12 protein-coding genes are annotated in these 12,360 nt (G+C 58.1%); 9 read left to right on the forward strand and 3 right to left on the reverse strand.

Annotated elements, in window-relative coordinates; genetic code table 11:
* Positions 1 to 56 precede the first annotated feature (56 nt).
* From B0G57_RS29370 to B0G57_RS29380, 3 genes are all read right to left on the reverse strand, one after another.
* On the reverse strand, positions 57 to 701 hold the full coding sequence (locus B0G57_RS29370) for an SDR family NAD(P)-dependent oxidoreductase (protein WP_018442686.1): 645 nt from the start codon (positions 699 to 701) through the stop codon (positions 57 to 59).
* Positions 702 to 829: 128 nt separating this feature from the next.
* Positions 830 to 1,738: an LLM class flavin-dependent oxidoreductase gene (locus tag B0G57_RS29375; protein ID WP_018442687.1), complete on the reverse strand. Its 909-nt coding sequence runs from the start codon at positions 1,736 to 1,738 to the stop codon at positions 830 to 832.
* 170 nt (positions 1,739 to 1,908) lie between these two features.
* Positions 1,909 to 2,655 (reverse strand): NADPH-dependent F420 reductase, encoded by a 747-nt coding sequence (locus B0G57_RS29380; protein ID WP_018442688.1) that lies wholly within the window; start codon positions 2,653 to 2,655, stop codon positions 1,909 to 1,911.
* 416 nt (positions 2,656 to 3,071) lie between these two features.
* Here B0G57_RS29380 and B0G57_RS29385 point away from each other — a divergent pair, with 416 nt between their 5' ends.
* The 9 genes from B0G57_RS29385 (at position 3,072) to B0G57_RS29425 (ending at position 12,257) form a co-directional block, all read left to right on the forward strand.
* Positions 3,072 to 4,646, forward strand: coding sequence for a class I adenylate-forming enzyme family protein (locus B0G57_RS29385; RefSeq protein WP_018442689.1), 1,575 nt, complete (start codon positions 3,072 to 3,074; stop codon positions 4,644 to 4,646).
* A gap of 382 nt (positions 4,647 to 5,028) precedes the next feature.
* Positions 5,029 to 6,123 (forward strand): NADH:flavin oxidoreductase, encoded by a 1,095-nt coding sequence (locus tag B0G57_RS29390; protein WP_102607416.1) that lies wholly within the window; start codon positions 5,029 to 5,031, stop codon positions 6,121 to 6,123.
* A gap of 64 nt (positions 6,124 to 6,187) precedes the next feature.
* The gene (locus B0G57_RS29395) at positions 6,188 to 7,573 is read left to right on the forward strand and encodes an aromatic ring-hydroxylating oxygenase subunit alpha (protein ID WP_018442691.1); all 1,386 of its coding nucleotides are present in this window, start codon (positions 6,188 to 6,190) and stop codon (positions 7,571 to 7,573) included.
* 78 nt (positions 7,574 to 7,651) lie between these two features.
* Positions 7,652 to 8,050 (forward strand): putative quinol monooxygenase, encoded by a 399-nt coding sequence (locus B0G57_RS29400; protein ID WP_020566430.1) that lies wholly within the window; start codon positions 7,652 to 7,654, stop codon positions 8,048 to 8,050.
* Positions 8,051 to 8,088: 38 nt separating this feature from the next.
* On the forward strand, positions 8,089 to 9,330 hold the full coding sequence (locus B0G57_RS29405) for an acyl-CoA dehydrogenase family protein (RefSeq protein ID WP_018442693.1): 1,242 nt from the start codon (positions 8,089 to 8,091) through the stop codon (positions 9,328 to 9,330).
* Positions 9,323 to 10,396, forward strand: coding sequence for a phosphotransferase family protein (locus B0G57_RS29410; RefSeq protein ID WP_018442694.1), 1,074 nt, complete (start codon positions 9,323 to 9,325; stop codon positions 10,394 to 10,396). Before B0G57_RS29405 ends, B0G57_RS29410 begins: the two co-directional genes overlap by 8 nt.
* A 9-nt stretch (positions 10,397 to 10,405) precedes the next feature.
* Entirely contained in the window at positions 10,406 to 11,152 is a 747-nt protein-coding gene (locus B0G57_RS29415) for an SDR family NAD(P)-dependent oxidoreductase (RefSeq protein WP_018442695.1), read from the forward strand.
* Positions 11,153 to 11,235: 83 nt separating this feature from the next.
* Positions 11,236 to 11,652, forward strand: coding sequence for a nuclear transport factor 2 family protein (locus B0G57_RS29420; RefSeq protein WP_018442696.1), 417 nt, complete (start codon positions 11,236 to 11,238; stop codon positions 11,650 to 11,652).
* 104 nt (positions 11,653 to 11,756) lie between these two features.
* Positions 11,757 to 12,257, forward strand: a complete 501-nt coding sequence (locus tag B0G57_RS29425; protein WP_102607413.1) for an SRPBCC family protein — start codon at positions 11,757 to 11,759, stop codon at positions 12,255 to 12,257.
* Positions 12,258 to 12,360 lie beyond the last annotated feature (103 nt).

A 12,360-nucleotide genomic window follows, 5' to 3' on the forward strand; every position in this document is an offset into this window, starting at 1 on the left:
CCGCATGATAGCGACGGCCGCGACCTCAGCAGGTCAGCCGCCGAACACCGGCAAATCTAGTTGTCGCCACCGGCAAAAGTAATTGTCGCCAGACACACCTCCCGGCTCGCCCCGACAAGCTGCCCCCACATCGACGTCGCAAAGGGGCCAGGAACGATCGCATTCACTCGGATTTTGCAGCTGGCGAGTTCAAAAGCGGCCCAGCGCGCCAAGTAAAGCACAGCGCCTTTGCAAACAACGTACAGCACGCTTGCAGCTGGCGAGAAGTTCTCCGCGGCAGCAGACGAAACCAGTATCACGGAGCCCCCGCCACGCCGTTGCATCGGGCCGACTGCGTGCTTTATGCACATCACGTGGCTGCGCAAAAGATTCGCCTGTCCGTCGTCCCAGTCCTCAACCGTAAGGTCTGCGATCTTTTGCTTGTGATCCACCGAGGCCGCTGCATGAACGACGACATCAAGGCCGCCGAACTTCTCCTCTGCCATCGCCATCGTCCGGCCAATGTCCTCTTCGTTGCGGATGTCGCAGGCGTTGAAATAGACCGTCCCAGGAAATCGCCGCTCTAACTGCGCACCCTTCTCCGCCTGGATATCTGCAACGATGATCTTGGCGCCCTCGGACACATACATCTCTACAACGCCGTAAGCTATCCCCGACGCGCCTCCCGTAATAACCGCAACCTTTCCAGACAAACGTCCCATTCTTATTACCTCCCGGTCGAGGCATAACGTTGCAGGCGTCATGCCTCCAGACAGAAATCCAAGCAGCCGAGACCGATGGAATCGCCTTTGGTGAATGTCGATGTTGTAAACGGTAAGACGGCTGCCCCTTACTGTTTCCGAAGTATTGCGGAAAGCGCGTCAATACCCTCCCAATCCCCGATGATGACGGGCGGCTTCCCTGTTATGCGTTGAGTTTCGTCTTCGCGAACTACGTTGAGGACAACCCGATCCACGCCGGCCGTTCCGAACTCCTCGACTCGGGCAAGGATGTCGGAAGGGCTTCCCCAAGCAGTGAGGGAATCGATGAGTCGATCACTTCCGCCCTCGCTCCAATCACTCGCTTCAAAGCCGGCCTTCTCAAACGCGGCCTGATAATACGGAAGCGCGAGGTACATCGATAGATATGTGCGGGCAATTGTTCGGGCCTCGTTCGCATCCGAACTCATCACGCACATAATCTGGGAGGTGATGTTCAGGCCAGACCCGACACGTTCGCGCGCTTCCTTTATCACGGCGGTGGGCATCATCCATGTGACCATGCCCTGAGCATGCTTGGTTGCAAGTTTTTGCAAACCCGGCGCGTGGGCTGCGATATACAAGGGTGCCATCAGCTCCGGCTTGGCGGAAATGAGTTTGACCTCCGCCATCTCTTCAAGATATGCGGTCATCTTCGGCAGTGGTGCCACCCACTCGCCCTTGCGCTTGGCTATCACAATCGGGTTCGAGGCGCCGAGGCCCATGATGAATCGGCCAGGGTAAAACTGGGACAAGGTTTGAAGTGCTTGCACGGCTCCGGTCGGATCGCGGCCATAGACGGTTGCAACCCCTGTCGCGACCTTCAATGTGTGCGTTTGCGAAAGCATGAATCCGCATGCAAGGAACGGCTCACGCCCGAACGAGTCGAGCAACCAAACGCTTTCGAAACCCAGTCGCTCTATCTTCTTCACCAAATCGGAAAGCTTTTCAGCCGGTAATTGGTGAGTCGTGCGATCAAGAGTAAGGCCGATCAATGGCATGGGAACTCCGTTTAGAATTTTGCCTAGGTGCGCAATGCACGCTCGAGAAAACGAGCTGCTTCCATTTGCCTCTGATCAGGTCAGCGCCAAGTCGGAATTCGCTGTCGGGAGTGTCCAACCGTCGGACCGAACACGTAGCGCTGTGCCTCATGAGGGCTTGCGACGAGTGATCACATAAACAACGCGCGATTGAGGCGGACGAGGTATTCGGCATCCGGGTTCGTTGCGACTCCCTCAATCCGCTCCATGACTGCGGCGAACGACAGGTCGCGGCGTTTGGGCAATCTCGCTACTTCCGCGGTGGCCAGCGCGGCAGGCATCTCCTCGCGCGAGAGGTCCGTGCAATAGCACGGCGCACCAGGCTGCTGTCGCCACGATTGCGCAAGGGTGCCGGCATCGAATCCGTCGAACCCCGTGTCCTCCACGAGCGCGATTCCGACCTTGCGGTCCGCGTCGCTGTCGGCGGCAACCGGGATAGCGATACGTCCGGGACTCCCTGCAGGTTTGTCCTTCTTCGCGAAAGAGTCAGAACCGATGGCATTCCACGCCTTGACGACCGGACGGCCCAACCGCTCCGCAACCCAAAGGCTCTCCACCTGGCCGGATTCGATGGGGCCAATGTTGCCATCTCGCGCCGGATAGTAGTTCGACGTGTCAATGACTACTGTTTCCGCCGAAACGGTGGCGATAACCGGCGCGATGTCGGGAATGCGGATTAGGGGAATCGAGAGGATCAAGACGTCGACATCGGTCACAGCTTCGGCAGACTGGACCGGGCGCCCCCCGAAGGCCAGCACGTCGGCCCCGATACTGTCCGGGCCACGCGAGTTTGCAACCTTCACGCCATGCCCCGCTGCGCTCAACCTTTGGACTAGCGTCTTCCCGATGTGGCCCGTGCCGATAATGCCGATTTTCATGAGTTCGATCTCCTAGTAGCCTGGATCTTTCGGTCGTGTGGCGGGCGGCGAAATATGCACTGCCGTGCTTCGAGCAGCACCGTCACCATGGTATGCAACAATACCATATATAGTCAGTACGATCATGTCAATCGATCTCAACCCGACTCGCGCGAGCGCACCACGCGAGGCGATGGTCGTTTCGCCCGCCAACCGCACGCACCCATGTATAGGTGGTGGTAGTACAGCTGACCACATGGCTGCGCCGAGCAGCGCATGCAGGGCGAGCCCAAATCCCGGAACGGATCCGACATGAAACGTCATGCCCTCAGCATCGTTCCGCCGAATCAACACTTAATTATTGTATCCAACCATACCTTGTTGTACATTACCAAGTGCAATCTGGCGCATCGAACAAGATACGGAGACACCCTCATATGATCGGCGAGCCCGAGCTGGATTTACTGCCCTGGTCGATCGGCGACCTGCTGCGCACTGCGAGCCGGCAGCGGCCTGACCTAACGGCTCTAATCGTCCCGGCATCCACGCAAGGGCGAGAGGAACAGCGCTGGACGTATAGCGAACTACAGGCCGAGGCCGAACGAGCAGCCGCCGCGCTCCTCGTCCACTTCGCCCCTGGCGACCGTGTCGCCACTTGGGCGGGCGCAAGTTCCAACTTGCTGATGTTGCACCTAGGTGCTGCTCTGGCCGGCATCGTTCTTGTCACACTCAATCCGGCATGCCGCGGCCAAGAATTGAAGTATCTCCTCGAGCAGGCCGAGGTGCGCGGCATCTTTCTTGAGCGCGCATTCCGAAAGATGGACAACGTCGCTGTGCTGGAAGCAGTACGGCCAGAACTCCCCAAGCTCGAATCGGTGTTCTATCTTGACGCCTGGTCGAGTTTCGTGGCGAGCGCAGCCGACGCGTCACCATCGCTTCCGACGGTGCAGCCCGAAGCGCCTGCATTGATTATTTTTACTTCTGGCACAACGGGAAAACCAAAAGGCGCCGTCCTCAGCCATGCGGGTGTCGTGAACAACGCCCGGTTTACGCAAGCGCGCATGGGCATGGCTGAGGGCTCCGCCTGGCTCACGGTGATGCCAATGTTCCATGTCGGCGGAAGTGTGACCATGACGCTCGGTTGCATGGCAAGCCTCGGAACACAGGTACTCTTGCCCGAGTTTAATCCCGAAGCGATGCTCGATGCGCTCGAGCGTTACCGCGTCCGAATGACAATGGCTGTGCCGACGATGATTCTCGCCGCGATAGAAAGCGAGCAATTCGATCGGACCGACCTCTCGCAGCTGGAGCTGTTGATCACCGGCGGCACCGTCGTCGTCCCCGAATTGATCCGCTTGATACATGAACGCTTTGGCTGCGAACCGATGGTCGTGTTCGGCCAGACCGAAGCCGGCGGCGCGATGTGCCTCTCGCGCCGGGGCGACGGCATTGAACTGTTGACGCAGAGCGTCGGCGCCCCCCTGTCGATGTCTGAAGTGAAAATCATCGGGCTCGACGGTGCTGCAGTGCCGGTCGGGCAGCCGGGCGAGATCTGCGTGAAGACGCCCTGTCGCATGCTGGAATACTTTCGTATGCCGGAAAAAACGCGGGAGGCAATCGATGCGGATGGCTGGGTGCATACAGGCGACGTCGGCATCCTGCTCCCGAATGGCTACGTTCAAATAACAGGCCGTCTAAAGGACATGATCATCCGTGGCGGCGAAAACATTTACCCTCGCGAGATCGAGGACTTGCTGGCACAACATCCGGCAGTGCTGCAGTCGGCCGTCTTTGGCGTGCCCGACGAAAGATGGGGCGAACAGGTAGCCGCCGCGGTTGTTCTCAAGCAAGGGCACAACTGCGATGCGGACGCGCTCAGCGCATTTCTGGATGGCCGCATCGCACGCCATAAGGTACCGCGGGTGTGGCGCTTCCTCGACGCGATGCCGGTCACCGCCACAGGCAAGGTGCAAAAGTTCGTCTTGCGCGACCTGGTAATGGCCCAAGCATGATGCGCGACCGTTCTAGTTGTGCATTGCTGCTCCATCGACGCTCCGGAGAGCAGCGGCGCCCTATCGCTCTGGCTGCTGCGCCCGATGAGAAGGTAGGACTGAACAGCCGAGCGTGAGCAGCACTGATGCAGCGCAACTCGCGGGCCGAAGTTACATTGTATGTCTGTTTATCGTATGCTACCGTATCGCTCAAGCACAATCGAGCCGTCTTCTGCAAGAGGGCACGGTCATCCGCCCAACGGAGACTCGACGGTGCGGGGTTTTGATCTGACTGCCGGGGATCGCAATCTGGGCAGCGTGCAATTGTTCTCGATGCGGACGCCGCCTATCACCGCTGGGCAAACCGCTCAAGGCAGCGGACTGACGCGAACTGGAGATGAAGATGTCGCATGCCGGACTCTTTGAGCCCCTGGCACTGACGCGGGGCCCGGCCATGAAGAATCGCTTCATGCTTGCACCGCTAACGAACCAGCAAAGCTACCCTGACGGTCGCCTGTCCGACGACGAGATCCGCTGGCTGGAGATGCGCGCCGAAGGGGGTTTTGGACTGGTGATGACCGCGGCTGCGCCTGTCCAACAGGTCGGGCAAGGGTATCCGGGGCAGCTCGGTGTTTTCGAGGATCTGCACATTGAGGGACTCTCCCGCCTCGCGAGCGCCGTTCGCGCGCACGGCAGCCTTTCAGCAGTGCAGCTCTATCATGGTGGCGATCGCGCTTCACCCGAACTGATTGGCACCCCTGTCTCCCCTTCGGAAAACTCGCGTAACGGCGCCAGGTCGCTGAACTTGAAGGAAGTCGAACAGCTGCGGGATGACTTCATCGCGGCCGCCCTCCGTGCGGAAACGGCAGGATTCGATGGGGTCGAGATACATGGCGCTCACGGCTACATCTTGGCGCAATTTCTGTCTCCGACTATCAACCAGCGCGATGACCGCTACGGCGGAAGCTTCGAAAATCGCTCGCGGCTCATGTTGGAAGTCATCGACGGGATCCGCAGTCAGTGCGGCGACGATTTTCAGATTGGCCTTCGGCTATCGCCGGAGCGCTTCGGAATGCGCCTTGCCGAGGTGCGGGACCTCGCAACGGAAATCATGCGGACGGAGCAGATCGATTATCTGGACCTGTCATTGTGGGACGTGACGAAGCAACCCCATGAGGAGGAATTCCAGGGGCGCACGTTGTTGAGTTACTTCACGGAACTACCGCGTGGGAACGTGCGGCTCGGCGCCGCCGGCAAGGTGATGAGCGCGGCTCTGGCGGCAAGCGTGATCGAAGCCGGCTGCGATTTTGTCACGATCGGCCGCGCGGGCATCTTGCGTCACGACTTCCCTGAACAAGTGCGGCGTAATCCAGAGTACGACTCTCCGTCTCAGCCAATCGCTGTACAGCACCTGCAGGATCAGGGCGTGGGTCAAGACTTTATCGCTTACCTGCGCACTTTTCCGGGACTCGTAGCTGAGGAAGGAACTCGGACATGAACTTCATGGCGCAGGTGAGATCACTTGGCAGCCAGTAACTGCTTTTTGCGAGGAGAAGGGGACAATGAATTACGACTACAAAACGGGCTTTGTGGCTTATCCTGACGCGGAACCCGGCAGCCCCGCCGCAAAGGCGCCCTATGTCGATAACGGTAAGGCTCGCATCGACCCGCGCCGTTACTACACGCATGAGGAAGCGGCGCTCGAGTGGGAGCATATGTGGACGAAGAGCTGGGTGTTCGCCGGGCTCGCGCACGACATCCCGAACATCGGCGACTGGTTCAAGGTCGAACTCGGCAAGGAATCGTTCATTGTCGTCCGCAACGCGGAGGGCGATGACGGTATTGCCGCGTATTTCAATCTGTGCCCGCATCGCGGCAACCGTATCGTTCATACCGATTTCGGCAATGCCGGTAGCGGAAGCTGCTTTCAATGCGACTTTCACGGGTGGAAGTTTGGTCTCGATGGCAAGAATGTCGAAATCCGTGACGAGTTTCTCTTCCGCAAGGAAGCCGTCGCGCATCGCCCGGGACTGAAGCCTATCCGCTGTGGCGTCTGGAACAGCCTCGTTTTCATCAGTGTAGCTCCCTCCGGCAAGTCGCTCGCGGAGCATTTGGATAACATTCCGAAGCACTTGGCGCCCTACCCCTTCGAAAAGTACCGTGTAATCCGCGACATCGAAACCTGCTGGAACGCGAACTGGAAAACAGCGCTCGACGCTTTTATCGAGTTCTATCACGCCGACGACGTCCATCCGCAGCTGCTGACTTTCACCGAGACCCTCGAGTGCCAGTACGACCTTTACGCCAACGGGAACAGTCGGATGATCATTCCTGTCGGATACGTGACAAGCAGGAACGAGGACCGCGAAACCGTGACGGATGCGCTCAAAGGCTTCCTGCAGTTCTATGGCGGCAACCCGGACGACTACGTCCACCTGAAAGGCCACGAGTACTATAAGGCGCTAGTGGATGTCCGGAGGAAGTGGGCCAAGCGCCACGGGTACTCGCATTTCGACGATCTCAGCGACGCGCAAATCAACGATGATTGGAATTATTTTGTATTCCCTAACATCACCATCAACGCATTCAGCGATGCGCTTCTGATCCAGATTTTTTCGCCGCACGAGAGCGATCCGAGCAAAAGTTACTACCGGGCGATCTCGCTATGTCTGCCCGTCGGTGGAACGCAGGACATGGTCATGGACCCTGGTCAATTCGGGCCCGAGGCCATGTCGCCGCCGGGCTGGGATGGATCGGAGCGACCGGCAAAGATCATTCCGCAAACCCTTGCCGATTTCGGCTCTGTGCTGGCGCAAGACGCCGTGCGAGTGCCGGAAGTTCAAAAAGGTATCGAGTCCATGGCGTTTGACGGCTACGTGCTATCGGAATCGGAGTGCCGTATCCGGCACTACCATGCCGAGATCGATCGGCTCATTGGCCGCAAATGATCCTTGGCCGAGCACAAATCCTTGGTTTCTTAATTAGGGGCACTGCAGTTGGCATGCCTCATACTCAGGAGACAAAAAATGGCGAAAGGTTGGTTTCATAATTCGAATTGCTTTTTGGCGCGTTACCCGGTGGATCCGGCTCGCCGTGAAGAGTTTTTGTCGGCACTCAATGACATGTTCGCGTTCGCAGAACCCTGGTATGAAGAGCATGCTCATTTCGCATTCCACGGATGGGCCCGCGATCCGAATACATGGGTGGTAATCGCTGCGTGGAAGAGCGAGGAAATCCTTGAGCGGCTGCGGAAGGAACCCGAGTTCCAAAAGCACAGCGTGCGCATGCTCGAATGCTGCACCGGGCCGATGATCATCGAGCAATTCAGCGGCATGAAGGTGGATCGGAGCGTCTTTGATCTCTATCCGGCTGGGAAGTCGCAGGTTCACCTTCCGACTCAGTCCCTTGGAGTGGAATTCGTTTAACGCGCTATTCCGCACAGGTCGACGAAGGGGGGCCCTACATGGATTTCGGTCTTAGTTCGCGCGGGCGAGATTGGCTCGCACGAGTACAGACGTTTCTCGATGAGCACGTTTATCCGAACGAGGAACTCTACGAGGAACAGCTCGGGCATGAGTGCGACGATCCATGGCGAGTTCCCCCCATCATGCTGGAGCTCCAGAACAAGGCGCGAGAAGCCGGGCTATGGAACATGCATATCCATGACCCTCGCCACGGGCCAAGCCTGAGCAACGTAGACTATGCGCCGATTGCGGAGGCGTTAGGTCGAGTCCACTGGGCATCCGAAGTGTTCAACTGCAACGCTCCGGACAGCGGCAATATGGACCTCCTGTCGCTATTCGGCAGCCCTGAGCAGCAGGAAAAGTGGCTGAAGCCCATGCTGGCCGGTGAGATCAAATCCTGCTTTGCAATGACCGAACCGGCTGTGGCGTCTTCCGACGCCACCAATGTCGAGACCCGGATCGAGCGCGATGGCGATACGTACGTCATCAATGGCAGGAAGTGGTGGATCACCAACGCTTTCAACCCGCGCATGAAAATCATGATCGTGATGGGAAAAAGCGATCCGAACGCTCCACGCCATAAGCAACAGACGCAGGTCTTGGTGGAACCCAACGCGCCCGGTGTGAAGATCGTCCGGCCGCTGCCGATCTTCGGCTACTACGACCGCCCGCACGGGCACGGCGAGATCGTCTTTGAGAATGTTCGTGTACCCGCCGAGAACGTCATACTTGGTGAAGGAAGAGGCTTCGAAATCGCGCAGGGCCGCCTGGGGCCAGGCCGTATACATCACGCAATGCGGATCATCGGCGTTTCGGAACGGCTCCTCGAAAAGCTATGTACGCGGCTTTCTTCGCGGGTGGCATTCGGCAAGCGCCTTTCGGACGAAGGCGTCTGGCAAAACCGCATTGCGCGCGCTCGCATTAACATCGAAATGAGCAGGCTTCTCGTATATAAGACGGCTTGGCTGATGGATACGGTCGGCGTCAAGAATGCCCGCAGCGAAATTTCGCAGATCAAGGTGATCGTTCCCGAACTGGCTCAAAGTTTGTGTGACGTCGTCCAGCAAGCGTACGGCGCAGCGGGCATGTGCGACGATTTCGGCTTGGCGTACACCTTCGCGCGCCTGAGGGTCATGCGTATCGGCGATGGGCCCGACGAAGTCCACAACCGAGTTATTGCACGCAACGAGCTGAAGAAGTACGCCTCGCCGAAAGCGAACGAGGTATGCGCGCATGACTGATCGTCAGGAAATGCTGAGCGGCACGGAAGCACCCCCCGAACATCTTGCGCTGGACGTCGATAGGCTCGCGGCGTTCCTCGCCCCGCAGTTGGAAGGATTGGCAAGAGACTTCCGCGTCGAAAAGTTCAAAGGCGGACAGTCGAACCCCACTTATAAGCTGAGCGGACGAGACAAGAGCTACGTTTTGCGCCGGCGCCCGCCAGGCCCATTACTGCAGTCTGCTCATGCGATCGATCGCGAATACCGAATCACGAAAGCGCTGTCGGAAATCGGATTTCCGGTACCCCGCCCCGCCCTCTATTGCGAGGACGAAGGTGTCATCGGCTCAGCGTTTTATGTTACCGAGTTCGTCGAGGGACGAGTATTCTGGAACGCCGATCTGCCGGGCGTAGACAAAGCGCATCGAACGCTCATCTATGACTCGTTGAACGACTTTCTCGCCAACCTACATCAGCTCGACTATCGAGCGCTCGGCCTAGAGACGTTCGGCAGAGAGAGCGGCTTTACCGCCCGCAATCTGAAGCGCTGGTGCACCATTTACGAGGAATCCAAGCTCGAGGATGTGCCCGATATCGACTGGTTGATGAAGGCACTCCACGATCGGCTTCCTAACAATGAACCGACGGCCATCCTGCACGGCGACTTTGGCTTGTACAACGCCATGATTCACCCGACGGAGGCCAAAGTTCGGTCGGTGCTCGATTGGGAGCTCTCGACACTGGGGAATCCCTATGTCGACCTAGCACATAACACACGTGCCTGGTGGGAACCGACCGGCTACGTGGAAGGCACCGCAACGACGCTAGTCGGGCTCGACCTGAGTAAGCTCGGCATTCCCAGTATGGAAAGCTATCTGGAGCGCTACTGTCGTCGCTCCGGTATCAGCGCTATACCCAATCTGAAGTTCTATCTGAGCTTCGTTCAATTCAGATATGCCGTGATGATCCAGGGCATCTTGAAGCGTGCATCGGCGGGAACGAACGCGAACCGACGCATCGTACATACCCAGGATCGCGTGGCTGCTATCGCCGCTCTCGCGCGAAGAACGCTTACCGCTCCCGAATAGGTGCCCAGCATGAAGCAATATTTCGATTTCAGCGGCAAGGTTGCTCTGGTCACCGGTGGTAGCCGCGGCCTGGGCGCAGCCATCGTCCGGTCCTTCGCCGAACAAGGCGCCGACGTCGTTATCGCTAGCCGTAACGCAGACAACTGCGAGCGGCTGGCCGCACAGATAGAAGCGGAATTAGGCCGGCGCGCTTTAGGCATCGGCGCCCACCTGGGTCATTGGGATGATTGCGAGCGGCTCGTCAATGCCGCTTACGAGCGCTTCGGCAAGGTCGATATTTTGGTCAACAACGCTGGGATGTCCCCCCTCTCCGACAGCTCGCTCGAAACATCCGAGGCGCTGTTCGACAAGGTAGTCGGTGTCAATTTAAAAGGCCCATTCCGAATGACCGCACTGGTTGGGAGCCGTATGGTGCAAGGCGATGGGGGCAGCATTATCAACATCTCTTCCATCGGCTCGATCCGCCCACAGCCCGAATATGCACCTTACGCGGGGGCCAAAGCCGCACTGAATGCGATCACCGTCGCGCATGCGTTCGAATATGCTCCGAAGGTTCGCGTCAACGCGATACTTCCGGGCAGCTTTCGAACCGACATTGCAAAGTCGTGGTCGCCGGACAAAGAGAAGAACATCAAGTCGGCAATCAAGCGGTACGGCGAACCCGAAGAGATTGTATCGACCGTCATGTATCTTGCATCCGCACACGCGAGTTTCACGACAGGAGCGCTGATCCGCGTTGACGGTGGCCGCCCATAGCCACGCTGCGAACTTGAAATCATTGCAGTTTCCCGGATAGCGCGGTTTCTCTTCGAGCTAGTTAACATCTCCCCGAGGTTCTAATGAACGTAGAAGATCACTTGGCTATCCAGGAATTGACTCACCGTTACGCCTATTTCATCGATTGTTTTGATATCGATAGCTGGGTAGACGTTTTCACTCCAACTGCGATCCTCGATGAGACAGAGCTAGGCACCGGTCTCTTGGAAGGCCATGAGGCCATCCGTCGCTACGGTCGAGAAATCGTCAGTACGACACAGCATGTGGTGCACCTGATGAGCAATCACATCATTTGGTCGCTCGAGCGCGATGCGGCTCGCGGGACCGTGTTCAGCATCGTTGATGCACTGTCCAAAAGTGGCGAGCGCACTCGCTATCAAATCAAGTACGAGGACGAGTATCTCAAAATCAGTGGTTGTTGGAAGATTGCGAGGCGGAAGGTTCGACCGACTCTTCCGCCTGAAGCCGTCAGCACTTGATTCCGAGCAGAGCGATCGCGAGAGAAATGGACAACAAGCGGCCGTGCGATGCCCGCGTCGGCTGTCTCTCAGTATGAAGTGGTCTCACCGAGGAGGATTTCAATATGTCTAAGGTGCAACGTGGCTCCGGCATGCGAGAGGGAATCATCGAAAGCAACGTGGAGCCACTCTGGAAATTGCTCACCGACTGGGGAAACCTGGATTGGTGGGGCAACGATGTCGCCGAGGAAGGGATGAAGGCCGGCAGAGCCTACCTCGAGGGTGAGAAAGGCAAGGTGCCACGTACGAAGGTAATCGAGCGATCGAACGCCGATGGTGCCGGCCTCCCTGTCGTGAATCGCGAGACGCTGATTCATGAAGATCATTTGGCACACCGGCTCTACTACAACGCTAGCGATGGGTTCCTATTGGGGGTGCGGAATTACCTCGCCTCATGGCATGTGGATCCTATGTCGGAAGATCGGTGCCGCATGACGATTACATCTACCTTTGACGTTGTTGACCCAGGCAATGTGGACGCGGTGCGCAACACCGTCGAAGCAGTCTACGATGCGATTTTCGACGGACTCAACAAATATTTGGCAAAGCGACGCACGGTGGCGTGAAGAACCAACGGACTCCCGCCCGAACGGGCTAAAGAGGATATCGGGAGTGCCGCCGGGGCGTGCGCAGCGCCAAGCCGCGCCCTTGGCCAACGCATATATCTGA

The sequence above is a fragment of the Trinickia symbiotica genome, from assembly GCF_002934455.1.
In the GTDB taxonomy this organism is placed as follows: domain Bacteria; phylum Pseudomonadota; class Gammaproteobacteria; order Burkholderiales; family Burkholderiaceae; genus Trinickia; species Trinickia symbiotica.